Consider the following 23993-nt stretch of genomic DNA (forward strand, 5'->3'; position numbering starts at 1 on the left):
TCGGAGGTACCAGCCACTCTCGCAGATTGAATGATTGGCTGGTGGACATACTAACCGCCCGTCGTGTGGCGGGAGTACGAGACTCTCAGTCACCGATAGCAGCCAATGAAGGGCGGTGATGCATACAGCAGACGCTCTTTTCGTCACGATGTCGAGGGAAATCCCCGGTGCGGAAGGCAAGGGTCAGCGTTCATGCCGCATTTGATCCGATCGCGATAGCATGGTTGCTATTGGGTGCGGCAGTGCCCATATGACCAACAGCGTACCCGGTTCCGCAACAAGGCGTGTCCGGCCGACGCGACGCTTAGCCACACAATCCTACAGACGATATCGACCAACGGCATGTCGCTTCGGCATGCGCGTTACGGGTCAGGAGACGCTATGTCCATCGAACACGCGTCCGTGCAGGCCATGCGCAAGCCTTGGGGCGTCAGCGATCTCCAGCCATGGAGCCGCGTCGACGGTACCGGGGATGCCGTGGGAGAGCTCTGGTTCGAGCGCGCCGACAAGAATGCTCCGATCCCGGCGTTGCTCCTCAAGTTGCTGTTCACCGGCGCGCCGTTGTCGATCCAGGTCCATCCGGACGATACGTTTGCGCGCGCGATGGGGATGCCGAACGGCAAGAGCGAAGCATGGTATATCATCTCGGCGGAGCCGGGCGCACAGATCGGCGTCGGCCTGAATCGGCGGATCACACCACAGGAATTGCGCGCGGCGATCACGAACGGCTCGATCGTTGAGCTGGTTCAATGGCGTCCAGTTGCGAAAGGCGATGTCATCTTCATTCCGGCCGGCACCATCCACGCTCTCGGCGCCGGCATCGTGCTCGCCGAGATTCAGCAGCGCAGCGACACGACATTTCGCCTGTTCGACTACGGCAGAGCGCGCGAATTGCACATCGACAATGGCGTAGCAGTCGCCAACGTCTTCCCGCTTGGGCCTCCACGTCAACCGACCCGCCTGACTCTTGAGCGGACGGTTCTGGTCGCGAGCCAACATTTTGTGCTCGAGCTGCTCGATCTGCCCGAGGGTTCAAGCTGGGCGCTGCTCGCCGATTCGGAAACCTGGGTTCTCGCGCTTGACGGCCATGCGGCGATCGGATTGGCCGCGCTATCCATCGGGCAGGCGATCTTCGTCGGCGGCGGTCGCGCCAGCATCGAAGTCGGTGCCAACGGATTGACCGCCCTGGTCGCGTATCCCGCAAGCGCTCCGATCGGCTCCCTTTTGCACAGGCTTTCCGGGCGATCGACCCGACCTGTTCAGGCCGTTGCTGCCGACCTGGCGGAACTCACCGGCCTGGCCGAGGCGCGTACATGACGCCGCTCCGTAGGATCGCGGTGATCGGAAATTCGTTGCCGCGCCGCTGCGGAATCGCAACATTTTCGACCGACCTGCAACGCGCGATCTCCAATTCACGGCCAAACCTGCAAACCTGCATCGTGGCGATGACCGACCACGATCAGAGCTATGACTATCCTGCTTCGGTCGCGTTGCAGATCAAGGATGGCAGCATCGAGGAGTATGCCGGCGCCGCCGCGTTTCTCAACGCCGGGCGGTTCGACATCGTCTGTCTGCAGCACGAATTCGGAATTTTCGGCGGCGACGCCGGAGCCCATATCCTGGAACTGCTGTCGCGCCTGACCATGCCGGTCGTCACGACGCTGCACACGGTGCTGTCCGCGCCGACGTCAGCTCAGCGCGCGGTGATGGGGCGTATCGTCGAGATGTCCTCGAAGGTCGTCGTGATGGCCAGCAAGGGCCGTGAACTGCTGCGCAACGTCTATCGCGTGCCGGACGACAAGATCGAAGTGATAGCCCATGGCATCCCCGACTTTCCGTTCGTCGCGCCGGATACGGCAAAGGCCAAACTCGGATTCAGCAACCGGTCGGTCATTCTGACGTTCGGCCTGCTGTCCCCCAGCAAGGGCATCGAGGTCATGATCGACGCCATGCCCTCGATCCTGCAAAGGCAGCCGGACGCCGTCTATGTGGTACTCGGCGCGACGCATCCCAATCTGGTACGCGACCAGGGTGAAGCCTATCGCGGCAGCCTTATGGCGCGCGTGCGCAAACTTGGCGTCGAGGATCACGTCGTATTCCTCGACCAGTTCGTGGATCAGGCCACGCTGCTCGAATTCATTTCAATGTGCGACGTCTATGTCACGCCCTATCTCAACGAGGCGCAGATGACGTCGGGCACGCTGGCCTACAGCTTCGGCCTCGGCAAGCCGGTGGTCTCGACGCCTTACTGGCATGCGCGCGAACTGCTAGCCGACGGCCGCGGCGTTCTCGTTTCCTTTGGCGACCCGATAGAGACCGGCAACGAAATAGCAGGCCTGCTTACCGACGGCCCTCGCCGGCAGGCGATGCGCGAGCGCGCCTATGCTGCCAGCCGATCGATGACATGGGAGCGCACGGCCGAGCGTTACATCACCGCCTTCGAAAATGCGCGGCACGGCCACCGGCTGAAGGTGATCGCGCGTGCCGCGCCGGACGCGATCGCGCCGCACGGCCCCGCGGTGCCCGATATGCAATTGGGCCATTTCCTGTCGATGTGCGACGATACCGGCCTGTTCCAGCACGCCGTGCATTCGGTGCCTGATCGCGCGCACGGTTACTGCGTGGACGACAACGCCCGCGCGTTGCTGTTGGCTTGCGCGCTCAATGAGCCGGGCGAGCACCCGCTTTCGGAAAGCCAGACGGGCCGCTTTGCCGCCTTTGTTCAGCATGCGTGGAATCCCGATACCAGGCGTTTTCGCAACTTCATGGGTTTCAACCGGACCTGGCTCGAAAATGAAGGCTCCGAGGACAGTCACGGGCGAACCCTGTGGGCCCTGGGTGAATGCGCGCGAAAAGATGCCAGCCGGTCACGGCGGCGATGGGCGGCGGCTTTGTTTGCCGAAGCCCTGTCGACCGCCGCGGCTTTTCGCTCGCCTCGCGCAATGGCCTTCACGCTGCTCGGTCTGGACGCCTATTGCGCCGTGGCTCCGGATGATCAGCGCGCCCGTGAGATCAGGCATTCTCTTGCCGACACGCTGGTGTCAGCGCTTGCTTTGGTCGAGACGCCGGACTGGGTGTGGTTCGAGGAGGGCCTGGCGTATGACAATGCGCGTCTGCCGCAGGCCCTGATCGCGACAGGCCTCGCAACGCAAACGTCCGCCTATGTCGATGCCGGCTTGAAAACGCTGCGGTGGTTGATGACGCTGCAAACGACGTCGACCGGCCATTTCCGCCCGGTGGGTACGACGAGCTTCGGCGAACTTCGAAAGCCTCCCGGGGCCTTCGATCAGCAGCCGGTGGAAGCCACCGCCACGATTGCGGCATGCCTGACCGCGTGGCGCGCCGACGGCGATGCCGAATGGAAGGCCATCGCGGCCGGAGTTTTCTTCTGGTTCTTCGGCGGCAACGACCTGTCGGTTCCACTCGTCGATTCCGAGACCGGCAGTTGTCGCGATGGGCTGCATCCCGATCGTGCCAATGAAAATCGCGGTGGCGAGTCGGTCGTGTCCTATCTGCTGGCGCTGGCCGAGATGCGCCAGCTTGCGCGCGCCAATATCAATCCGACGAACCCCGTGGCGCTTCGCGCCATCGGGGCTTGAGTTAAGCGTCCACTCACGCAAACGCGAACAGAGGGCACCTTGTTGCAAGCCACTTTTGTCAACCGGCGGGCGCTCCATCTGCGGCCTGATCCCGCGCGCGTGATCGTGCGTCCGTTCAAGCCGGCGACCGAACCGCGCGATCTCAACCCGACCGACAAGACGCGCGCCAACCATATTGTCGAGCGCGTTCTCAATCTCGATCCGCAGGCCGCGGCCGGCCAGCTGGCCGACGTGCTGGAGAATTTCCAGGGCCGGCACCGCAACCTGCTGGAGACGTTCGAGCGCCGGGCCGACGAAATGGAGGAGGCGCTGCTGGCGCACTGTACGTTTTCCGAAGTACAGCGCCAGCTGATCGGCGCCTACTTCCTGCACGAATACTCATTCGAAGCGTCGGCACTGTTCAATCCAAGCATCGTGCCGCACCCCGACCAGTCGGGAATCCCGAACGGCAGTCTGCGCTTCATTCTGAGCCTGCGCGCCGTCGGCGAGGGGCACGTATCGTCCCTGACGTTTCGAGCCGGCGCCATCGCGGCGGACGGCAGCATTCGAGTCGATCCGACGGCCCGGCTCGCCACGAGTCCCCGCATCGCGCATCGGGCGGCCGGACCGATCGGCGACGAAGTCGAAATCGTTTTCGAGCCGGCACCAGACATCAGCGAACGCGTGATCTTTCCGGTGACGGAATCGCAATCGAACGGCATCGAAGACGCGCGCTTCGTCCAGTTCAGCGATGGCGGCCGGACGACCTATTACGCAACCTATACCGCCTACAAGGGCACTGCGATCCGATCGGAGCTGATTGAGACCACCGACTTCCTCTCGTTTCGGATGACGCCGCTGCAAGGCGCAGCCGCGCGCAACAAGGGCATGGCGCTGTTCCCGCGCAAAATCGACGGCAGGTACGCCATGATCGCGCGGCAGGACAACGAGAATCTCTATCTGGTCTATTCGGAAGACCTCAACAGATGGGAAGGCGGTCAGCCGATCCTGAAGCCGCAATTCCCTTGGGAGTTCGTGCAGATCGGCAACTGTGGATCACCGGTCGAGCTGGAGGAAGGCTGGCTGATGTTGACGCACGGTGTCGGCCCGGTTCGAAAATATTCGATCGGCGCAGCACTGCTCGACAAACGCGATCCCTCCAGGGTGCTGGCGCGTTCGAGCGAACCGTTGTTGCGGCCCGAACCATCCGAACGCGAAGGCTACGTTCCCAATGTGGTCTATACCTGCGGGGCGATGACGCACAATGATCAGCTCATTTTGCCCTACGCCGTGTCGGATACGTACTCCAACTTTGCAACAATCCAAATTTCCGCGCTCATGCGATCGATGTCCTGAACCGGAAATCGCTCGGTGCGGCCTGCGTCCTCAAAGGAGAGCCCCATGGTTCGCGAAACAAGCTATTTCGTTCAAGCCTTCGACGCCGGCCGGGGAGGAAACCTGAAAGCGGCCGCTCCGATCGCCTGCAAAACGGCTACGGGCGCGCTGCGAACCGCGGAGCGGCTAGCCTTGAGCAAGCTCGGGGTTGTTGCCTTTTCATCCACCGGCGACCCTGAGATGGGCGACTATGATGACGAGCCGACGGTCATCTTCCGCAAGGGAGAGCTGCCATCGGCCTTCGATTGAGACAGGCCCGGCAACTTCCGCGGACCGGGCCTGCTTTCGGACCGAACAAGTGGATCTGCTTCGGGCGGAAGCGACGGAATTGCGTCAGCGATCCTTCCGTAGTCGCGATTGAGGTTGGGGTAGGTTAAGTGCGAGCATGGCCGCCGGAAGGGCGGTCGCGATTGTCTCCGCGGCGTTTTAGCGCTCGCTATTCCCGCGACGCGCGCCTAGGGTTGATCATCACCGCGTAACTGAGGGTCAGGAACGCTCCCGTCGCGACGGACGGAGCTTCTGGTGTCCGAGTTTTGCTTGGCCGGCTGGATCGTCGCGCCGCTAATCGTCCCGCAGTTCCATTCTTTGTTGGTGTCGGCCGTGGCATCCCTGCATGGATAGGACGACCGAGCTGCATTGCCTGATCAGCGGCAACAATCAATTTGGCCGGGTCAATCTCAGCCGTGTGGCGGCTGGGGCGGCCGTCAAGAAGGCAAAGGAGCTTTTGCAGGAAGGTTATTTGGACGTGAGGATATCCACGCCCCGGGGCCGGATCCTGTTGTCTGATGAGTTCGATCAGCTTGAAGGATAGCGGAGCGCCACAAGAGGTCCAGGAGGCAAGCCATGAGCGTCAGAGCCTTCAAGACCGCCGATGAGCTCCAGGATATGATTGTCGAGCAGGCAAAAGTCCTCCATGGTCCCTGGCCTTCGGGGATGACAATGTTTGTTTTCGACGATGCTTACGGATGGAGCGCGAGCATCAGTCGGCCAATGTCGGAGGCCGACAATTTCTTTCGCACCCGCACGCTCGATCTGATCAGGACGTTGAAGGTCAGATATGATCTGGACGCGCCTCGCCTCTAGTCGACGAGTCTGCAAGAGTTCCGGCATCACCAGCAACCAAGGGAGATCGACATGGCTAAAGGCGAGCAAAGAGGCAATCGGGAGACCAAGAAACCCAAGAAAGAGAAGATCAAGGTGATTGCCGCGGCGCCAAGCCAGAAGGGCGCAGGCTGGCAGCCGACCTTGGGTTCCGGCAAGAAGAAATAAATGTTTGATGCCCCCTGGCGGGGATGGCCCTGATCTTTCGCCCGCGGTCGCGTGGTCTACCGCGGTCTGCTGAGCAGGGCTAATCGACGATTGCTGCCAGCATCAGACTTTGATCAGCCGCAGCTTCGTACCCCAGGGATCGGCGGTCTCGATGCCGTTCTCGATCGCGACGGCCGGCTTGCCCGCTTGCCGCAGGCGTAGCGTTTGGGCCTGCAGGATCTCCTGCGTCGCGACCTCCAGCGAAAACCACGCAAGCCCGGTGGCTGTGTCGTCGCGCGGGCCGGCGCCGGCGCTCTGCCAGACGTTGATCCCGAGGTGATGGTGATAGCGCCCGGAGGAAAGGAACGCGGCGCCGCTTCGCTTGCGGGTCGGGTCGAAGCCGATGGCGCCGCCATAGAAGCGGTCGGCCTCTTCGAGGTCGCCGACGCGCAGGTGCATGTGGCCGATGCGCAAGTCATCGGGGGCCTTGGCATAGTTGGTCGTGCGCGTATCCGTCAGCGCCAGCAGGCCGTCGATGTCGAGCTGGTCGGTTGCCATCGCGACCGAGCCACCATCCCATTTCCACGTTTCGGGCGCGCGATCGGCGTAGACCTCGATGCCGTTGCCTTCGGGGTCGTCGAGATAGACGGATTCGCTGACGAGGTGATCGGCGAAGCCCGACAGCGGAATCTTGTTCTTCGCCGCGTGCACCAGCCAGCGCGCGAGATCCTTGCGCGTAGGCATCAGGAACGCGGTGTGATAGAGCCCCGCCGCGTTGCGCGCCTCGCGGGTCGCGCCTTCGCGCCGTTCGAGCTCGAGCAGCGCCGCGCCGCCCGAGCCGAGACGCGCGCTTGTGGCCGAGCGTTGCATGACGGTGAGTCCGATCGCGTCTCGATAATAATCGGTCACCTTGTCGAGATCGCGCACCCGCAGCGTCACCATGCCGATCCGCATCGGCGTCCGGTTGGCGAAGGTCGGCCCTCCGCCCGCCGTGCCCTCGGCCTGGGCCGCGGCGACGGCCGCAGCGGACAATGAGGAGGCGCCGGCGAGGTGGAGCAGGGTGCGCCGTGTCAGGTCGATGGTCATGTTGGCTCCCTTTGACGACCGGTTGAGCGAAGCAAATCTTGCGCCAATCTGATCGCTGCCATGGCCCAACATACGGCCTGACGGCCGGTTATCGCAATGTCGCGATGGCCCTAACGGAACCATCGTTGCGGCAGGACGTTTGCTCCGGGCAAGCCATTACGATTGGAGATCACAATGACGCGCGTCGCGGCAGCGATTATCGCCGGGCTGTTGAGCGTGAGTGCGGCAGCCGCCCAGTCCACCGGGACATCAGGCGACAAGCCGGAAACGGCTTGCACCACGTCGCCGGCGGCAACGACGGGCAAGGGTGAGGAGAAGACAGCCAATTCAATGGCGGTCGGAAAAAGCGCGGTGCTGCCCGATGCCGGCGGCGCCAACTCCGCCGCGCCGACGGTGCAGAGCGGCGACAAGCCGATGAAGGTCAGCCCGGACTGCCCGCCGGACTCGAAGCCCAAGTAAAGCCCAGTCGCGCCAGCGCCTGACGCTGCTTCGAACGGTGTCGACGTCTCAGTCCGTTCATCCATTGATCATCTCTGGCTTAGCTTCTCGCGCCCCTCCGAGCAGTTTGATGTTGAGCTTACCGCTCGCGAACAACATGTCATCGAGTGCTTCGCCGAGGTCGGCCGAGCTGATTGTCGCGCCGCCATCGCGGCCGATACCGGCTTGTGCGGTGCGCCGCATCAACTCCTTGATGAAGGCGGCGCTGACGCCTTTGGTCCGCCGGACGGCCTCGTCGATCAGGGGTTCGTCGAGCCGCAAACCCTTGCCGTAGAGCTGAACCAGCTTCCGTCGGCCGGCATCATCCGGCAGCGGAATCTCGATCGCCTGATCGACCCGGCCAGGTCGGTTGGCCAGTGCGCCTTCGAGCTGTTCGGGCCGGTTGGTGGTGAGGACAAACAGAATGTCCGCATCCTCTTTCAATCCGTCCATCTCGTTGAGAAGCTTGTTGAGCATGGACTCTTCGCAAGGCCCCATCATCTCGCGATCGGTTGCGATGAGATCGACGTCCTCGATGATCACCATGGCCGGCTGCAGCAGGCGAGCAAGGTTTGTGTAGGCTCCGAGCAACTCAACCTGCTCGGCCGCGATGATCAACGTCGTATGGCCGGGCAGGTTGCTGGCCAGGTAGCGAATGGTATGGGTCTTTCCGGTGCCGGGCGGCCCGTACAGCAGGATTCCCTTGCGGGTCGATTGACCGAGCTGGCGCAGCTGTGCGCGATGCTGCACAAAGTCCAGGATGTTGCGGTCGAGCAGCTTCAGTGTTGCGTCGGGTAGAATCACGTTCGCGCGTTCAATGGGCGGCAGCTTGTGGACCATAAGGCCTCGCGACCTTCCACGATAATTCGCGCCGCCGTCGAACGACAGGATCTTGCCCCGGTAGCTATTCGCGGCGTTGACTGCGTCCTCGATAGCGATGAAGCAGCGCCTCACGAACTCCGCGCCCGCCGCTCCGGAAGGCGCCGCGATTTCAATGCGAACACCCGTTTCTTCGCCATGTTCGCGATGAGCAGAGAGCAAGACCGCATATCGCAGGTCTTCGGCGCCACACAGCCATAATCCATTGTCGAGGCATTTGACCGGCTCGGCTTCGCCAATCTCCACATCATGGTATTGCGCTGGCGCGATGGCATGAGCGGCCTGTCCAGCACTCGTCAGCGAGGCGAAGGTGAGGGTCTCGTAGCGGTGGCGCTCCTGAATGCCGAAGAACCTGATGCGCTGGATGGAGAACAACTTGTCCACCGCAGCCTGAACGTCGGCACGCATGTGCCCGGGAAACTGCCGCGACGTTGCGACCAACCGATCCCGAGGGATACCGGCGAAATGCCATTCAATCGCGGTACAGGCAAAGTCAAACCGCTTTGTTTCCGTGATGGCGCCGAGATTCTCCGCGGCCGCAAGAAGGCAGTTGTCGCAGACCAACGCCGCCTTGCCGACCAAACGGAGCGGGTTTTCGGAAAAACTGCCGCACAACTTGCAGCGATCATTGCTGATGTCATCACCGGCTTGGGCCGTCATCGCCAGTTGATGGCCCGACGCCCGGATTCGCTCCTGTGCAGCCTGCAAGAGCGCCTCAGCGACAGCGCGCGGATACGTGCCGCAAACCGCTTTGCCCCTCTTTTCGATTGTGATCATCACTTCAAAGGCGTCGGTTGACGATAGACTGAATACTGAACGGAGCAGGCCGATCACAAAATCCTGCGGGGTATTCTTGTCATCATGAAGAACGAGTTGAACGTGACCAGGCTGAACGCGGTCCATTGAAAACTCCAGAAAGGGAACTGAAACAGCCTGCCTGATGTACTAGAACAAAGCAAGAACAATTTTAAGTAACCCGCGGAGGTTGTCAGGAGTAAATAAGGAGGGGACCGACCGAGCCTGATGTCGCACTGGTGCAGCAGGATTTTGGACGTGATTCCCTGTCGGGCAAATCATCTTCGTCAGACCGCGGGTGCAGCGCACACCCGTCTTCCCGGCGCCCTCTATCTTTGAGGAGGCGAACGGGGAGGCAAACCTCGTGCAAAAACATGTGGCGAAAACGCGAAACTATTTCCTGTCATTGCGAGCGCAGGCAAGCAATCCATGGCTCCGCGCGCGGCTAGATGGATTGCTTCGCGGCGCTCGCAATGACGTGGCGAGAGCCGTGCCACGAGGCTGCAGCTTTTTCGTAGGATGGGTGGAGCGAAGCGATACCCATCGCCACACGCCCGGCGCTGATGGGTATCGCTTCGCTCCACCCATCCTACGGCACCGCAGATATTATCTCGCCCACCCAGCCTTTCAATTTCGCGATACAAGCCATGCTCACATTCAAATTCCTTAAGCCGCGGCGGCGACCTATGGTTTGGGCCCAATCAAACTAGGAATCGCAGAGGAAATTGAGCCCGATGGCAGAAGCAGCAAAATCACGCGGCGAGGCCCCTGCGGCGCTACCGACGTGGCCGGACGAGATCTATCGCGTGCTGAAGGACGCCGGCATTCGCCAGGTCGCGATGGTACCGGACGCCGGCCACAGCCGTCTGATCCGTTCCTTCGAGGCCGATCCCGAAACCCGCGTCGTGACGCTGACGACGGAAGAGGAAGGCGTGGCGATGCTGGCGGGCGCATGGCTCGGCGGCGAGCGCGGCGTTCTGCTGCTGCAGTCGAGCGGCGTCGGCAACTGTATCAACATGCTGTCGCTGCCCGTCATCTGCCATATGCCGCTGTTGATGATCGTCACCATGCGAGGCGATTGGGGCGAGTTTAACCCGTGGCAGATCCCGATGGGGCAGGGGACGCGACCCTCGCTGGAGGCCATGGGCGTGATCGTGAACAAGGTGGACGAGCCCGATCTCGTCGCCTCCGCCGTGCAGGGCGCGGCGCACCTCGCCTTCAATACCTGGAAGCCGGTTGCGGTCCTGCTCGGCCAGCATGTGCTCGGCGCCAAGAATTTCAAGGAGCTTGCCCGCAAATGACCACCAATCCGAACGCGCTTCTGCATCGCCGCGACGTCGTCAACGAATTGCTGCGTGACCGCGCCGATCTCCTCGTCATCGCCGGCCTCGGTGCGCCGAACTGGGACGTCTCGGCCGCCGGCGATCATCCCAACAATTTTCCGCTCTGGGGCGCGATGGGCGGCGCCTCCATGATCGGGCTTGGGCTGGCGCTGGCGCAGCCCAAGCGAAAAGTGCTCGTGATTACCGGCGATGGCGAAATGCTGATGAACATCGGCTCGCTCGCGTCAATCGCGGTGGAAGCGCCGAAGAATCTGACGATCGCCGTCCTCGATAACGAGCGCTTCGGCGAGACCGGCATGCAGAAAACCCCGACCGCTTTCGGCGTCGACCTCGCCGCCATCGCCACCGCCTGCGGCATCCGCACCTCGCGCATCGTCCGCACACAGGCCGAAGTCACCGAGCTGCGCGACCTCGCGCATGAGGGAAGGGGAACGGCCTTCGCGCAGATCAAGATCAATCCCGAGGCGCTGGCGTTCGTGATGCCGCCGGCGGACGGCGTCATCCTGACGACGCGCTTCCGGCAATCGGTGCTGGGAGATGAGGCGCTGTTTAATTGAGGCTGGGTGCTACGACCGAACTCGTCATGCCCGACCTTGTGCCGGGCATCCACGTGCCATCTGCCATTGTGCGAGAAGACGTGGATGGCCGGGACATCTGCGCGAAGACGCGCTTCGCGCTTTGGCCCGGCCATGACGGCGAGAGAGTGTGCTCCCCTACGTCGTCATGTTGATCTTCCAGAGCCCTTCCTTCGAAAGCTGCTGAATCTCGGTCACGATCAGCGTCGCAATCGTCGTCGTTGCGATCGACGGCGGATGGGCGATCGGCGAGGCCAGGATCAGTTCGCGCGACACCGACGGACTGACGGCGGCCATCTCCAGGCGTTTCGCCGCCACCTCGGTGCGGATCGCGGACGGCGGCAGCAGCGTATAGCCGAGCCCTTCCTCCATCAGGCTGATCTGGGCGCGGTAGGAATCGACCTCGATCATCGCGTCGAGCTTCAACTTCTCGCGCGCCAGCGCCTTCTCAAGCAGCGCCCGCAAGCCATGCGAAACGCTCGGCAGGATCAGCTTCTGCTTCACCAGCCATTTCAGGTCGACCTGCTTCCGCTTGCCGAGGCCCGACCCCGGCGGCCCGACGGCGACGATATCCTCACGGCCGATCGACTGGACCTGAAGATGCAGGTCGACCGCGGGGCCGTAGATGATCGCGAGATCCATTTCGCCGCGGTGCAGCCACTCGACCAGATGCCCGCCATAGCTCTCCACGATGCGCAGCGAGACGTCGGGAAATTCGCTGATGACGCGGCGGGCGAACCGTCCGGACAGCACCGCGCTCACCGTCGGCACCAGCCCGAGGATGACGCGGCCCGACGGATTGCCGTTCGCCGACTTGAGATCATCGCTGACCTGTTCGATCTGGCGGATCAGCCCGGTGGTGCGGTCGAGCAGCATCCGGCCGGCGCTGGTCAGGAGCATGCCGCGGCCGTTGCGGACGAACAGCTCGACGCGAAGTTCGTGCTCGAGCAGCTTGATGTGCCGGCTGAGCGCGGGCTGGGCGGCGCGCAGCCGGTCGGCCGCCTTGCTGAGGCTGCCGAGTTCCGCGACGGCGCGGAAGGTGCGCAATTGTTTGAGGTCCATCGGATGCCTAGGTGCTCATTCAGCGGGCATCATACGCGGTTTCGGGCAAGTCCGTGCAATTAGAACAATGCTCCCATGACATGAGAGTTAATGGGTTGCCGGGCGTGACGGGCCGCGCGCGATACTGCTATTGACGGAAGTACGGTCCACACCTGGAATTTCCGATTCATGACCTTCCCGTCCGTCACCCCATCCGAAATACGCACCGCGCTGCTGCTGCGCGAGGAAATCGCGCTGCTCGATGTCAGGCACGAGGCCGTCTTCGCCACCGGCCATCCCCTGTTTGCCGCCAACATGGCGGCTGACAGGATCACGCTGGAGGCCGAAGCGCGGATGCCGCGTAAGGACCTTCCGATAGTCCTTTACGATGACGGCGAAGGCCTCGTTGCCATGGCGGCGGACCGCCTGAAAGCCTTGGGCTACACCGATGTCCGTTTACTCGAAGGCGGGCTGCAGGGCTGGAAACAGGCCGGCTACGAACTGTTCCAGGACGTCAATTCCTATGCCAAGGCGTTCGGCGAACTGGTGGAGGCACGCCGACACACGCCTTCGCTGGCTGCCGAGGAAGTCGGCGCCTTGATTGCGAATAACGCCAACATTCAAATCCTCGATGTTCGCCGGTTCGACGAATACGCGACCATGAATATCCCGGGCTCGATCAGCGTGCCGGGCGCGGAGCTGGTGCTGCGCGCGGGCCGCGCTGCGCCGGATTCCGAAACCACCATTATCGTCAATTGCGCCGGCCGCACCCGCTCGATCATCGGTACCCAGTCGCTGATCAATGCCGGCGTCACCAACAAGGTGCGGGCGCTGCGCAACGGAACGATCGGCTGGACATTGGCTAAACAGGATCTCGAACACGGCTCCAACAGGCGCGGCGAGATCGGCACCATCGCGGGCGGTGAAGCCAGCGCGCGTGATGTCGCCTATCGCGCGGGCGTCCGGCACATCGGCCTCTCGGAAGTCGCGGCACTGCAGGCGCAGGCCGATCGCACGCTGTATCGCTTCGATGTGCGCTCGGAAGAGGAATACACCGCCGGCCATCTCGCAGGCTTTCGCCATTACCCCGGCGGGCAACTGGTGCAGGAGATCGACATGGCGGCCCCGGTGCGCGGCGCGCGCATCGTGCTGACGGACAATTTGCGTGTCCGCGCCGACATGACCGCGTCCTGGCTCGCGCAGATGGGATGGGAAACCTATGTGCTCGAAGGCGGCTATGACCGCGCGCTGGAGATCGGGCCGCCGCTTGCGATCCCAAAGCCCGACCCGTCACACCGCTACCGCCGTCCCTATGAGGGCACCGATATCAAGGAAAGCGCGATGCAGGCCTATCTCGACTGGGAATACGGTCTCGTCGAGCAGCTCCGCCGCGACGCCACGCATGGATTTTTCGTGATCTGACGGGCCGGCGACGATGCGTAGGATGGGTGGAGCGCAGCGATACCCATCACTCGTCCGTGCCCATCATGCTCTCAAGCTTCTCCGCCGCATAATTCTCTCCGATCGACAGCGCGCAAATCCGCGAGAGCTGCACGTAGGAAAGTCCCGTCTCCTCAGCCCATTCGTTGAACTGCGCCTGCACCTTGGCGAGATCGCGCTTCGAAGTCACGGTCTCCGCAATGTCGAGCCCGGCATCGCGCAGGCACAGCACCACGTCCCTTGACGTGACAAATCCGTCCCAGCCGAGGAAGCGCAGCATCATCTGCCCGGTATTGCCGCCGAGCCGGCTGCCGCGCTTGGCCAGCAATTCGAGCAGCCCGACCTCATTGGGTGAGGGCCAGTTCGCGAGGAACTTGCCGAAACTGCCGTGCTCCCTGGCGATGTCCCGGACGAAGCTCGCATTGGCGCGCACCGACATGATCTTGGCGCCGTTGCGCACGATGCGCGTGTCCTTCATCAGATCGTCCCAGAACTCGTCCGGCTTCAGCGACAGCGGGCCCGGCCTGAAGCCGAGAAACGCCTTCTCGAAACCAGGCCATTTGCTCTCGATCACGCTCCAGGCAAACCCCGCCGAGAACACCCGCTTGGTCATTTCCGCGAGAATCCGGTCGTCGCCGAGCCTGGCGAGCGCCTTCGGGTCCGGCTTTGCCGGCAGCAGCTTGGCGAGCGCCTTGGGGCCGCCCTTGCGCTTCTCGGCCCGGGCACGAATGGTCCTGAACGCGGTCACAGTGTACGGCCCCCTTGAACGCGGGCTGATGTGAAAAACATGCGCGAAACGCCTCAAAACCGCAGTGTAGCCGATCGTTCCGGGATTCCCAGCGTCGCGGTGCATGCGGCGTGAAAGGTTAACCGTCGCAGAAGTGATCGGCTGATCTGCAAAGAATGGATGGCGTATTGGCTGGTTTTCGCCTAAAGCATCCGCAACCTCAGTGAAATCGGTCAGGCCGTACGGCTGCGCTTCGTGAAACGCGCAGCTTCGAGCCATTTCGGTTCGGGGCGGTATTCAACATTTCCGGCTGATAGAGCCAACCTAAGGTCTGACATCTCGTGACATTATTGCCCACCCATCCGCCGCTCGCCCGAGCTTTGGCGGAGCGTAACTTCGATCGGCTTACACAGGTCCAGACCGCGGTGCTGGCCGATGATGCCGCCGGTCGTGACCTGCTGGTTTCCGCGCAGACCGGTTCCGGCAAGACGGTTGCCTATGGTCTGGCACTTGCGAACAACCTGCTTGATGGCGCGGAGCGGTTCGAGCGCGCCGCGGCCCCCTTGGCATTGATCGTCGCGCCGACCCGCGAGCTGGCGCTGCAGGTGCATCGCGAACTCGCCTGGCTCTATCAATATGCGGATGCGCGCGTCGTTTCCTGCGTCGGCGGCATGGACCCGCGCCGCGAGCAGCGTGAGCTTGCCGCGGGCGCCCACATCGTGGTCGGCACGCCCGGGCGGCTCTGCGATCATTTGCGGCGCGGCCGGCTCGACGTTTCGGAACTGAAGGCGATCGTGCTCGACGAGGCCGACGAGATGCTCGATCTCGGCTTTCGAGAGGATATGGAATTTATCCTTGAGGCGACGCCGGAGGACCGGCGGACGCTGTTGTTTTCGGCGACATTGCCGCGCGGCATCGTCGCGCTGGCGAAAGAGTATCAGCAATCGGCCTTTCGCGTCGAAGTCGCGGGCGAGGAAGGCGGCCACGCCGACATCGAGTACCGCGCCATCCGGATTGCTGCCGGCGATGTCGAGCACGCCGTCGTCAATATTTTGCGGTTTTTCGAATCGCCGGGCACGCTGGTGTTCTGCAACACGCGCGATGCCGTCCGGCATCTGCAGGCGACGCTGCTGGAGCGCGGCTTCTCGGTGGTGGCGCTGTCGGGCGAGTTGACCCAGAACGAGCGGACGCTGGCGCTGCAAGCCCTGCGCGACGGCCGCGCCCGTGTCTGCGTCGCCACCGACGTCGCGGCGCGTGGCATCGATCTGCCGAACCTCGATCTCGTCATCCACGCCGATATTCCGAATGATCCGGAAGTCATGCAGCATCGCTCCGGCCGTACCGGGCGCGCCGGCCGCAAGGGTGTCAGCGTCTTGCTGGTGCCGCCGGCACGCAAGCGCCGAGCCGAGATGCTGCTCAATCTGGCCGGCATCGATGCCGCCTGGGGTTTGGCACCGCAGCCGGATGAAATTCGCAAGCTCGATCAGGAGCGCATGCTGCGCGACGATCTGTTCGCGGCGGAGACGACGCCTGAGGATCTGGCGCTCGCGCAGGCGCTGCTTGCCGAACGGTCGGCAGAGGATATCGCCGCGGCGCTGGCGCGGCTCTATCGCGCGCGGCTTCCGTCGCCCGAGGACATTGTCGGTCCCGGCGAAGATCGCGTCAAATCGCGCGCGGAACGTGCGCGGGAGAGGGCCGATCGCGAGGCCGGACGGGGGTCGAAGCCTGCGAAATCATCGCCGCGCCATCGCATGGCGGAGGATTCTGTCTGGTTCAGCGCGGCGATCGGACGCCGGAAGAATGCCGAAGCGCGCTGGCTGCTGCCGATGCTGTGCCGTCGCGGCGGCATCAAGAAGGAAGACATCGGCGCTATCCGCATTCTCGATACCACCACCGAGTTCGAGATTTCCGCGCGCACGGCTGAACGTTTCGCCGCGCAAATTCGCCGTCCCGACAAGGAAGACAGTATCCGCATCGAGGCGCTCGCAGGCGCCCCATCGCGCGAGCCGGTTCGCGACGCGCCGGCGCCTAAGCACTTCGCCAAGAGGGCTGAAGGCGCCGACAGAGCGGGGTTTGACAAGAAACCGCGTTACGATACCAAGAGGCGGGATCGAGGCGAGCAGGCACACGCGGGAAAGCCGCGGCATGAAAATGGAGCGTCTGCAAAGCCCGCATTCGGAAAGAAGAAAAAGAAGAAGTTTCGCGATTGACCGGCGCGACCATCGCTGAACGCGCCGGCGCTCACCTGCCACGCAGATGAGGAGCTATCATGAGCGTCTACATTATCGCCCAGTTGAAGTTCACTCGCCGAGAACTCTACGAGGTGGCGCCGCTCAGCCCGGGACTGTCGCTGCCATTCGACTAGAAGCAGCGTTGTTTGCAGGTTCCATGCTCGGCATTGTTGCATTTCGGAACATCACCGAGGCCGGGTTTCGCCGGACCATTCTTGTGCTATTGCTGTTGTCAGGGGCTTCGCTCGCGTTGGCTTGATGGTTTGATCACGGCCGAAGGCAGCTAGGCCGGAAAAACCAAGAGCATTGGCCAAAGAGAATCATGACCGCACATCAGCGCGACGTCTCCGTCTCGATCGATCCCGTGAAACTCGACCGCCTCGCCGAAGTCGCGGTCAAGGTCGGCTTGCGGCTGCAGCCGGGACAGGACTTGCTGCTGACCGCGCCCTCGGTCGCGCTGCCGCTGGTGCGCCGGATTGCCGAACATGCCTACAAGGCCGGCGCTGGAATCGTGACCCCGTTCCTGTCGGATGAGGCGATCACGCTGGCGCGCTATCGCTACGGCCAGAACGAGAGTTTTGATCGCGCCGCCGGCTGGCTCTATGAGGGCATGGCGAAGGCGTTCACCGCCAACACCGCGCGGCTGGCCATTGTCGGCGACAATCCGATGCTGCTGTCGGGCGAAGATCCGGTGAAGGTGGCGCGCGCCAGCAAGGCCAACTCGGTCGCCTATCAGCCGGCGCTCGAAAAGATCGTCAATTTCGATACCAACTGGAACATCATCGCCTATCCGAGTCCGTCCTGGGCGAAGCAGGTTTTCCCCGATGTTCCGGAGGACGTCGCGGTAGCAAAACTGGCGGACGCGATCTTTGCGGCGTCGCGCGTCGATCAGGACGGCGCCGTCGCCGCCTGGGAAAAGCACAACGCCGTGCTGCGCGAGCGGACCGAATGGCTGAACGGCCAGCGCTTCCACGCGCTGAAATATTCCGGCCCGGGCACCGACCTGACAATCGGCCTCGCCGATGGCCACGAATGGGAAGGCGGCGCCTCGACCGCCAGGAACGGCATCACCTGCAACGCCAACATCCCGACCGAGGAAGTCTTCACCACGCCGCATTGCCGGCGCGTCAGCGGGCACGTCGTCTCCTCGAAGCCGCTATCCTACCAGGGCACGCTGATCGACAACATCGCGGTGCGGTTCGAGGAAGGCCGCATCGTCGAGGCAAAAGCCTCGCGCGGCGAGGAGGTCTTGAAGAAGGTGCTCGACACCGATGAGGGCGCGGCCCGTCTCGGCGAGGTGGCGCTGGTGCCGCATTCCTCGCCGATCTCCAAAAGCGGCCTGCTGTTTTTCAACACCCTGTTCGACGAGAACGCCGCCTCCCATATCGCGCTGGGCCAATGCTACTCGAAATGCTTCGTCGGCGGCGACAAGCTGACCCCACAGCAGATCGCGGCGCAAGGCGGCAACAAGAGCCTCATTCACATCGACTGGATGATTGGATCAAGCGAGACCAATATCGACGGCATTCACGCCGACGGAAGCCGCGTGCCGGTGTTCCGCAAGGGCGAGTGGGCGTAAGGTCGCGGCTCCACGCGGGCCGTGATCAATCGAGTTTCAGCTTGTAGAATTCCCTCGCGGTCCCGGAGAACAGCGCGGTCTTCTCGGCTTCGCTGTATTGCGCGGCCAGCCGCTTGAAGGCGTTGAAGATCACCTGATAGCTGCACTGGCCTTTATCCGGCGGAAAATTGCTTTCGAACATGCATCGATCGGGCCCGAACGCCTCGATGCAGGTTTCGATATAGGGACGCCACGCGGCTGCGGCTTCCTCGGAAGATGGCGGCTTGGGCCGCAGATGAAAATCGTAGCCGAGCAGGCACATCGCGAGCCCGCCGAGCTTGACGACGACGTTTTCACATTTGGCGATTTCCTGGATCGAGGCCTTCCACACTGGAAAGACTTCCTCGCGCCGGTTGGCGTAGCTGCCGATACCGGCAGGACCACCACAATGATCAAGCACGATTCTCGTGTCCGGAAAGGCGCGGGCGAGATCGGTGAGTTCGCCGATCTGCGGATGAAACAGCCAGGCGTCGAAGCTCAGGCCCAATGGTGCGAGGCAGGCAAAACCCTTGCGGAAGGTGCTGTCGAGCAACAGCCCTTTCGGCCGCGTCGTATACATGCCGGCCACGTTGGGATCGGCATCCCAGGCGGAGGAATGCCGGATGCCGCGGAAGCGGCCGTTGCCGGCAACGATCTCCGCCTCCAGTACCGCCTTGGCGCCTTCGCCGAGCAGCAGGTTGACGTGACTGACGATGCCGGCGCAGATCGCGGCCTTGCCGTAGCCGCCGCTCGCGGCCATCGCCGCCACGCCATTCGCAAACTCGACCTCACCGACGGGCCGGAACGCCTCGGGGCCGTGCGCGCGGTACATCGAGCGGCAATCGACATAGACGGTGGCGACGATGTTGTGGCCGGAGGCAATGTCGGCCGCCATCTCCTCGATCATGTAGCGCAGACCGCCGCGGTCCCAGAGATGGTGATGCGGGTCGACGATCGGGCGGGCGGGATCGATGATCTCCTCGGTGTGCTGCGCGAGCCAGTCCTCGCGCGGATCGGCGTAGAGCCCGCTTCTGGAGGCGGGTGCAGTGCTGGCGGCCATGAGTTTCGCTCCTCTGATTTTGTTATTGGTGGCCGTTGTCGTGAGCGCTTCAGTCCGGCAGGCCGCGGATGAAATCGATGATCGCGGCGCTGACCTCGCTCGGGCGTTCCTGCTGGGTCCAGTGTCCGCAGCCGGACAGAATTCGCACGTCACGCAGCGTCGTGACGAACTGCCTGAGGTTGGCGAGATGCTGGTCCATGCCAGGAGGAGCAGCCATCACCATGTCATGGTCGCCGGCGACAAAGAGCGCGGGGACCTTCACGGTGACGTCTGCAAACGCCGCCATCAGCTCCCAATTGCGGTCGACGTTGCGATAATAGTTGAGCGGACCGCGGAAACCGGTGCGCTTGAATTCGCCGGCATAGAAATCGATGTCCGCGTCGGTGAGCCACGCCGGCAACGTCGTCGTCGTCGATCCTTGCAACATGCCTCCGCCGCGCGGAACCATGCCGGGCGTTCGCGTGATGCCGCCGCGCGCTGCGGCGTCCCGGAATGCCGCCGCGCCTTCGCCCGCCGCGCCGTAGAGCATGCGGAGCACGGTGACCCGTGGATCCCGCTCCATCTCGGCCTCCGCTACGCCCGGCTCCTGAAAATAGAGTTGGTAGAATTGCGCGTCCGCCGTCTGCGGCATCACGCTGGTCGGGCGCGCCGGGCCACGCGGCCGAAGCGGCACGCTGAGGCTTGCAACGGCGCGGAAGCGATCGGGGCGCAGGCGTGCCGATTGCCAGGCGATTTGCGCGCCCCAGTCATGGCCGACGATAACGGCAGTTGGCGCTTCGAGGGCATCGAGCAGCCCCACCAGATCACCGATTAGATGGAAGATCGTGTATTGATCGATTGCCTCCGGCCGGTCGCTCTTGCCGTAGCCGCGCATATCAGGAGCGACGGCGTGGAAGCCGGCGGCGGCCAGCGCGGTGAGCTGATGGCGCCAGGAATACCAGGACTCCGGGAATCCGTGACACAGGATCACCGGCGGCCCGTTGCCTTGCTCGGCGATATTGAGGCGGATACCGTTGCTCTCGATGGTTCGCTGTGTCGGTCCGCTCAAGTTTCTCTCCCCTTGCATCGTCTTCGCTGCGAAATTCCACCGCGATCACACCCCATCCAGAATGATCACCGTCGGCGTGCCCGGCAGTGTATCCCGTGAAATCTTCAGCGTCCGCTCGGTCCGCTGGTCGATGACGAATTGCTGGCCGATCAGCCGCATGAATTCATCGAGCGGGGTGGCGAAGCGGTGCATCGGCAGCACCACGGCAGAGCGCAGCCGTTTGGTGATCTCGGAGACACCGTCGAGGGACATCGTATAGGTGCCGTCGATCGGCACCATGACGATGTCGAGCCGGCCGATCGCCGCGAAATGCGTATCGTCGAGCTTGTGATGCAGATGGCCGAGATGGCCAATGCAGAGGCCGGCGACCTCGAAGATGAAGATCGAGTTGCCGTCCTTGATCATCGCGCCGGAGCCCTCGCCGTAGTAGCGGCGGATGTCGGTAGGGACGTTGCGGATATAGACGTCGCCGATCCGCGTTGAGACATGCGCCGCCTGTCCGTTCTCTCCCCAGCCATGCAGGACGTGCGGGATCTTGGGATCCGGAAACAGAGTGTAGTGCGTCGAATGCGCCCGGTTCATGGTGACGACGTCGGGCAGGCGGCCGGTCCGGTAGACACCGTTGAAATCGGTCCCGATCCGCACGCCCTCGGGCGTGTCGATATAATAGGTGGAATGTCCGACATAGGTGATCGCGACTTGTTCCTGCTTCGCAGCGACACGCCGAAGACTGACCGGCAACGCGCGCGGCGGCCCGTTCGCCATCGCGAGGCATTCGCTGCGCAAAGGCTGCTGCTGGGCGGCCGCCGGCACGATCAGCGAAGTGAGGAAGGCAAGGGCGACAGCAAGGGATACATTAAGCGATCGCAACATGGCATGACCCATCCGCGGCAAAGGCCGCAGGCCGCACTGTATCGCCGAATTCCGTGGACGTCATGATGGCATTCGCGCACGGCAGCGTGCCGGATTTGCTTCATTGGGGGCGGACAAATGCCGTATTGTAATATGCACCCAAGGAGTTCGCCGTGACTGAAAAGGCCGCCGCCTCGCCCCCGCGCACCCCGTCATCGAAGCGGCTGGAGCCGTTGCGCCAGGTCGATGCCGGTGTCCTCAGTATCGCCTATTACGAGGCGGGTCCCGCCGATGGACCGGCCGTGATGCTCATGCATGGCTTCCCCTACGACATCCATTCCTATGTCGACGTCGCGCCGCAACTGGCGGCCCAAGGCTGCCGCGTCATCGTTCCCTATTTGCGCGGCTATGGGCCGACCCGGTTTCGTAGCTCCGCGACGCCGCGCTCGGGCGAGCAGGCGGCGGTCGGCGCCGACATGATGGCGCTGATGGATGCGCTTGGCATCCGCCGCGCGGTGTTAGCGGGCTATGACTGGGGTGGCCGCGCGGCCTGCGTCGGTGCCGCGCTGTGGCCGGAGCGTTGCATCGGGCTTGTCTGCGTCAACTCTTACCTGATCCAGGATATCGTCAACGCCATGGCGCCGATGCGCCCCGAACGCGAGCTGGCGCTGTGGTACCAGTATTATTTCCAGCTCGAGCGCGGCCGCGCCGGCCTTGCCGCCAACCGGCGCGAGATCGCCAGGATACTGTGGACACAATGGTCGCCGAACTGGCCGTTCGACGATGCCTGTTTCGATCGGACGGCAGTCGCCCACGACAATCCCGACTACGTTGATGTCGTGATCCACAGCTATCGCCACCGCTTCGGCCTTGCCGAGGGTGATCCGCAATATGCTGATATTCAGCGCAGGCTGGCGGCGCTGCCTCCCATCACCGTATCAACGATTACATTGGACGGGGCAGGCGACGGCGTTGCGCTGGCAACCGATGGCACCGCCAGCGCGCCAAAGTTTACCGGCCATCGCGTTCATCGCGTGGTGCCGCGCGCCGGGCACAATCTGCCGCAGGAAACGCCCGAAGCGTTTGCGGAGGCGGTGATGGAGCTGATCCGCGGCTAGGTCGACTTTGCCGCATGGCAAGTCGTGCCAAAAATCGTCATCCTCGCCGCGCAAGTCCTCTTCAGAAGGACAGAATTTTACGGGGCGAAATTCCATGGCAAAGCGTCACGTCTTGCTTGCGATCTGGCTGGTGTCCTTTGCCTCGATCACATCGGCCTCCACGTCGGCCTCGGCCGAGGAGTTCCCCAGCCGTCCGATCACCTGGGTCGTGCCATTCGCGCCGGGCGGCATCACCGACACGACGTCGCGCATCGTCGCCGAGGAAATGTCGAGGACGCTTGGCCAGTCGGTGGTGATCGATAACCGTGCTGGCGGCGGCGGGGCCGTCGGCACCGAGCAGGTGGCGCGTTCCAAACCCGATGGCTACACGATGATCTACGGCACGCAGGGCACGATGGCGGCCAACGTCACGCTGCGCAAAAATCTGTCGTACGATCCGCTGGCGAGTTTTCTGCCGGTGCATCTGGTCGGCGAGAGCCCGAACCTGTTCGTCGCCTATCACGGCGCGCCCTATAATTCGGTGCCGGAGTTCATCGCCTACGCCAAACAGAATCCGGGCAAGGTGACGTTCTCCTCTTCGGGCGTCGGCACCGCGACGCATCTGGTCGCCGAATTGTTCAAGACTGTCGCCGGCATCGAGATGCAGCACGTGCCTTACCGAGGCAGCGCGCCGGCGCTGAACGACATGATCGCCGGCCGCGTCGATGTCATGTTTGACTATCCGGTCTCGGTCGGCCCGCATGTCGAGGCCGGCAAGCTGAAGGTGCTGGCCACGACCGCGCCGGAGCGCTTGCGTGCATTCGCTGATGTGCCGACCATGGCCGAACTCGGCATGAAGGAAATGACCACCCAGAGCTGGTCCTCGATCATGGTGCCCGCAGGCACGCCTGCGCCGGTCGTCGACCGGCTGGCGGCAGCCGCGCATGCCGCGCTGACGTCGGAACGCGTGCGCACGCATTTCGAGAAGCTCGGCACCCGCCCGATGACGCTGCAGAAGGCCGAGATGATCCCGTTCATCGAGAAGGAAATCGTGCGCTGGCGCGACGTGATCGAACGGGCGGGGCTGGAGAAGCAGTAGCTTCCGTATGGTCCGTCTCGGCTTGTCAACGGCTTGGGCAGCTAGCTCGTCATGGCCGCGCTTGTCCCGGCCATCCACGTCTTTCTCGCCCAAGTGAACCGAAGACGTCGATGCCCGGGACAAGCCCGGGCATGACGGAGAGGTCAGTCGCCTTTGTAGCCCCACCTTCGCGCAATGACGTCGTTCATTTCATTGATCGAAAGCGACTTGCCCTTTCGCTTCGTTTTTAGGAGCCCGAAAACATCGGAAATCTTGCCGGTCGATCGAGCTGCCTTAATCTCTATTGTCCCGTTGGGAAGCTTGCTTATGGTGACTTTGCCGCCTGGACGCACGCCTATGTGCTCAAGCAAGTCCCTGCGCAGGGTGACCCGACCTTTGGCGGTGACGACAAGTGTGCCCATAGGAAATCTCAGAATTGATCTCTG

The 23993-nt window shown here is 63.1% G+C and carries 23 protein-coding genes; 15 read left to right on the forward strand and 8 right to left on the reverse strand.

Features of this window, described 5'->3' with window-relative positions:
- Window positions 1-381 precede the first annotated feature (381 nt).
- The 7 genes from IVB22_RS09505 to IVB22_RS41345 all read left to right on the forward strand — a co-directional run bounded on the left by IVB22_RS09505 (window position 382) and on the right by IVB22_RS41345 (window position 6242).
- Entirely contained in the window at window positions 382-1317 is a 936-nt protein-coding gene (locus IVB22_RS09505; protein ID WP_247517072.1) for a class I mannose-6-phosphate isomerase, read from the forward strand.
- Entirely contained in the window at window positions 1314-3599 is a 2286-nt protein-coding gene (locus IVB22_RS09510; RefSeq protein WP_247517073.1) for a glycosyltransferase family 4 protein, read from the forward strand. Before IVB22_RS09505 ends, IVB22_RS09510 begins: the two co-directional genes overlap by 4 nt.
- A gap of 39 nt (window positions 3600-3638) precedes the next feature.
- Window positions 3639-4934 (forward strand): glycoside hydrolase family 130 protein, encoded by a 1296-nt coding sequence (locus tag IVB22_RS09515; protein ID WP_247517074.1) that lies wholly within the window; start codon window positions 3639-3641, stop codon window positions 4932-4934.
- Between the two features lie 45 nt (window positions 4935-4979).
- Window positions 4980-5222, forward strand: coding sequence for a hypothetical protein (locus IVB22_RS09520; RefSeq protein WP_247517075.1), 243 nt, complete (start codon window positions 4980-4982; stop codon window positions 5220-5222).
- Window positions 5223-5586: 364 nt separating this feature from the next.
- The gene (locus IVB22_RS09525) at window positions 5587-5784 is read left to right on the forward strand and encodes a hypothetical protein (RefSeq protein ID WP_247517076.1); all 198 of its coding nucleotides are present in this window, start codon (window positions 5587-5589) and stop codon (window positions 5782-5784) included.
- Window positions 5785-5816: 32 nt separating this feature from the next.
- A complete protein-coding gene (locus tag IVB22_RS09530) occupies window positions 5817-6056 on the forward strand; it encodes a hypothetical protein (protein WP_247517077.1) in 240 nt (79 codons plus the stop codon).
- A gap of 51 nt (window positions 6057-6107) precedes the next feature.
- Window positions 6108-6242 carry a hypothetical protein gene (locus IVB22_RS41345; RefSeq protein WP_256467394.1) on the forward strand — a complete coding sequence of 45 codons (135 nt, stop codon included), beginning with the start codon at window positions 6108-6110 and terminating at the stop codon, window positions 6240-6242.
- Window positions 6243-6344: 102 nt separating this feature from the next.
- On the opposite strand, the gene IVB22_RS09535 is transcribed toward IVB22_RS41345, so the two are convergent.
- Window positions 6345-7307, reverse strand: coding sequence for a VOC family protein (locus tag IVB22_RS09535; protein ID WP_247517078.1), 963 nt, complete (start codon window positions 7305-7307; stop codon window positions 6345-6347).
- A gap of 174 nt (window positions 7308-7481) precedes the next feature.
- On the opposite strand from IVB22_RS09535, the gene IVB22_RS09540 reads away from it, so the two are divergent.
- Window positions 7482-7766 carry a hypothetical protein gene (locus tag IVB22_RS09540; RefSeq protein WP_247517079.1) on the forward strand — a complete coding sequence of 95 codons (285 nt, stop codon included), beginning with the start codon at window positions 7482-7484 and terminating at the stop codon, window positions 7764-7766.
- Between the two features lie 57 nt (window positions 7767-7823).
- Here IVB22_RS09540 and IVB22_RS09545 read toward each other — a convergent pair whose 3' ends face one another.
- Window positions 7824-9566 carry an ATP-dependent Clp protease adaptor ClpS gene (locus tag IVB22_RS09545; RefSeq protein WP_247517080.1) on the reverse strand — a complete coding sequence of 581 codons (1743 nt, stop codon included), beginning with the start codon at window positions 9564-9566 and terminating at the stop codon, window positions 7824-7826.
- A 626-nt stretch (window positions 9567-10192) separates the two neighbouring features.
- On the opposite strand from IVB22_RS09545, the gene IVB22_RS09550 reads away from it, so the two are divergent.
- Together IVB22_RS09550 and IVB22_RS09555 are read left to right on the forward strand one after the other, a co-directional pair.
- Complete coding sequence (locus IVB22_RS09550; RefSeq protein ID WP_247517081.1) at window positions 10193-10759, forward strand: thiamine pyrophosphate-binding protein; 567 nt, start codon at window positions 10193-10195, stop codon at window positions 10757-10759.
- Complete coding sequence (locus tag IVB22_RS09555; protein WP_247517082.1) at window positions 10756-11358, forward strand: thiamine pyrophosphate-dependent enzyme; 603 nt, start codon at window positions 10756-10758, stop codon at window positions 11356-11358. Before IVB22_RS09550 ends, IVB22_RS09555 begins: the two co-directional genes overlap by 4 nt.
- A gap of 156 nt (window positions 11359-11514) precedes the next feature.
- Here IVB22_RS09555 and IVB22_RS09560 read toward each other — a convergent pair whose 3' ends face one another.
- Window positions 11515-12438 (reverse strand): LysR substrate-binding domain-containing protein, encoded by a 924-nt coding sequence (locus IVB22_RS09560; protein WP_247517083.1) that lies wholly within the window; start codon window positions 12436-12438, stop codon window positions 11515-11517.
- A 168-nt stretch (window positions 12439-12606) separates the two neighbouring features.
- On the opposite strand from IVB22_RS09560, the gene IVB22_RS09565 reads away from it, so the two are divergent.
- The gene (locus IVB22_RS09565) at window positions 12607-13839 is read left to right on the forward strand and encodes a rhodanese-like domain-containing protein (protein WP_247517084.1); all 1233 of its coding nucleotides are present in this window, start codon (window positions 12607-12609) and stop codon (window positions 13837-13839) included.
- A 46-nt stretch (window positions 13840-13885) separates the two neighbouring features.
- On the opposite strand, the gene IVB22_RS09570 is transcribed toward IVB22_RS09565, so the two are convergent.
- Window positions 13886-14605, reverse strand: coding sequence for a DNA-3-methyladenine glycosylase I (locus IVB22_RS09570; protein ID WP_247517085.1), 720 nt, complete (start codon window positions 14603-14605; stop codon window positions 13886-13888).
- Between the two features lie 320 nt (window positions 14606-14925).
- Between IVB22_RS09570 and IVB22_RS09575 the strand changes: the two genes are divergently transcribed.
- Window positions 14926-16794, forward strand: a complete 1869-nt coding sequence (locus IVB22_RS09575; protein ID WP_247517086.1) for a DEAD/DEAH box helicase — start codon at window positions 14926-14928, stop codon at window positions 16792-16794.
- A 343-nt stretch (window positions 16795-17137) separates the two neighbouring features.
- A complete protein-coding gene (locus IVB22_RS09580; protein WP_247517087.1) occupies window positions 17138-18394 on the forward strand; it encodes an aminopeptidase in 1257 nt (418 codons plus the stop codon).
- A 25-nt stretch (window positions 18395-18419) separates the two neighbouring features.
- Here the strand turns inward: IVB22_RS09580 and IVB22_RS09585 are convergent, their stop codons facing one another.
- The 3 genes from IVB22_RS09585 to IVB22_RS09595 are packed head-to-tail and all read right to left on the reverse strand — an operon-like array spanning window position 18420 to window position 21393.
- Window positions 18420-19472, reverse strand: coding sequence for an amidohydrolase (locus IVB22_RS09585; protein ID WP_247517088.1), 1053 nt, complete (start codon window positions 19470-19472; stop codon window positions 18420-18422).
- A 49-nt stretch (window positions 19473-19521) separates the two neighbouring features.
- Entirely contained in the window at window positions 19522-20520 is a 999-nt protein-coding gene (locus tag IVB22_RS09590; protein WP_247517089.1) for an alpha/beta fold hydrolase, read from the reverse strand.
- A 45-nt stretch (window positions 20521-20565) separates the two neighbouring features.
- Window positions 20566-21393 carry an MBL fold metallo-hydrolase gene (locus IVB22_RS09595; RefSeq protein ID WP_247517090.1) on the reverse strand — a complete coding sequence of 276 codons (828 nt, stop codon included), beginning with the start codon at window positions 21391-21393 and terminating at the stop codon, window positions 20566-20568.
- A 152-nt stretch (window positions 21394-21545) separates the two neighbouring features.
- On the opposite strand from IVB22_RS09595, the gene IVB22_RS09600 reads away from it, so the two are divergent.
- Window positions 21546-22490: an alpha/beta fold hydrolase gene (locus IVB22_RS09600; protein WP_247517091.1), complete on the forward strand. Its 945-nt coding sequence runs from the start codon at window positions 21546-21548 to the stop codon at window positions 22488-22490.
- Window positions 22491-22584: 94 nt separating this feature from the next.
- A complete protein-coding gene (locus IVB22_RS09605; protein WP_247517092.1) occupies window positions 22585-23568 on the forward strand; it encodes a tripartite tricarboxylate transporter substrate binding protein in 984 nt (327 codons plus the stop codon).
- 143 nt (window positions 23569-23711) lie between these two features.
- Here IVB22_RS09605 and IVB22_RS09610 read toward each other — a convergent pair whose 3' ends face one another.
- Window positions 23712-23969, reverse strand: coding sequence for an AbrB/MazE/SpoVT family DNA-binding domain-containing protein (locus tag IVB22_RS09610; RefSeq protein WP_247517093.1), 258 nt, complete (start codon window positions 23967-23969; stop codon window positions 23712-23714).
- Between the last annotated feature and the right edge of the window lie 24 nt (window positions 23970-23993).

This window comes from Bradyrhizobium sp. 190, from assembly GCF_023073415.1.
Classification (GTDB): domain Bacteria; phylum Pseudomonadota; class Alphaproteobacteria; order Rhizobiales; family Xanthobacteraceae; genus Bradyrhizobium.

What these genes read in the sequence shown, in the direction of transcription:
- IVB22_RS09505 (WP_247517072.1), top strand. Translation starts at nt 382, where the DNA reads ATGTCCATCGAACACGCGTCCGTGCAGGCCATGCGCAAGCCTTGGGGC.
- IVB22_RS09510 (WP_247517073.1), top strand. Translation starts at nt 1,314, where the DNA reads ATGACGCCGCTCCGTAGGATCGCGGTGATCGGAAATTCGTTGCCGCGC.
- IVB22_RS09520 (WP_247517075.1), top strand. Translation starts at nt 4,980, where the DNA reads ATGGTTCGCGAAACAAGCTATTTCGTTCAAGCCTTCGACGCCGGCCGG.
- IVB22_RS09525 (WP_247517076.1), top strand. Translation starts at nt 5,587, where the DNA reads ATGGATAGGACGACCGAGCTGCATTGCCTGATCAGCGGCAACAATCAA.
- IVB22_RS09530 (WP_247517077.1), top strand. Translation starts at nt 5,817, where the DNA reads ATGAGCGTCAGAGCCTTCAAGACCGCCGATGAGCTCCAGGATATGATT.
- IVB22_RS41345 (WP_256467394.1), top strand. Translation starts at nt 6,108, where the DNA reads ATGGCTAAAGGCGAGCAAAGAGGCAATCGGGAGACCAAGAAACCCAAG.
- IVB22_RS09535 (WP_247517078.1), bottom strand. Translation starts at nt 7,307, where the DNA reads ATGACCATCGACCTGACACGGCGCACCCTGCTCCACCTCGCCGGCGCC.
- IVB22_RS09540 (WP_247517079.1), top strand. Translation starts at nt 7,482, where the DNA reads ATGACGCGCGTCGCGGCAGCGATTATCGCCGGGCTGTTGAGCGTGAGT.
- IVB22_RS09545 (WP_247517080.1), bottom strand. Translation starts at nt 9,566, where the DNA reads ATGGACCGCGTTCAGCCTGGTCACGTTCAACTCGTTCTTCATGATGAC.
- IVB22_RS09550 (WP_247517081.1), top strand. Translation starts at nt 10,193, where the DNA reads ATGGCAGAAGCAGCAAAATCACGCGGCGAGGCCCCTGCGGCGCTACCG.
- IVB22_RS09555 (WP_247517082.1), top strand. Translation starts at nt 10,756, where the DNA reads ATGACCACCAATCCGAACGCGCTTCTGCATCGCCGCGACGTCGTCAAC.
- IVB22_RS09560 (WP_247517083.1), bottom strand. Translation starts at nt 12,438, where the DNA reads ATGGACCTCAAACAATTGCGCACCTTCCGCGCCGTCGCGGAACTCGGC.
- IVB22_RS09565 (WP_247517084.1), top strand. Translation starts at nt 12,607, where the DNA reads ATGACCTTCCCGTCCGTCACCCCATCCGAAATACGCACCGCGCTGCTG.
- IVB22_RS09580 (WP_247517087.1), top strand. Translation starts at nt 17,138, where the DNA reads ATGACCGCACATCAGCGCGACGTCTCCGTCTCGATCGATCCCGTGAAA.
- IVB22_RS09585 (WP_247517088.1), bottom strand. Translation starts at nt 19,472, where the DNA reads ATGGCCGCCAGCACTGCACCCGCCTCCAGAAGCGGGCTCTACGCCGAT.
- IVB22_RS09595 (WP_247517090.1), bottom strand. Translation starts at nt 21,393, where the DNA reads ATGTTGCGATCGCTTAATGTATCCCTTGCTGTCGCCCTTGCCTTCCTC.
- IVB22_RS09605 (WP_247517092.1), top strand. Translation starts at nt 22,585, where the DNA reads ATGGCAAAGCGTCACGTCTTGCTTGCGATCTGGCTGGTGTCCTTTGCC.
- IVB22_RS09610 (WP_247517093.1), bottom strand. Translation starts at nt 23,969, where the DNA reads ATGGGCACACTTGTCGTCACCGCCAAAGGTCGGGTCACCCTGCGCAGG.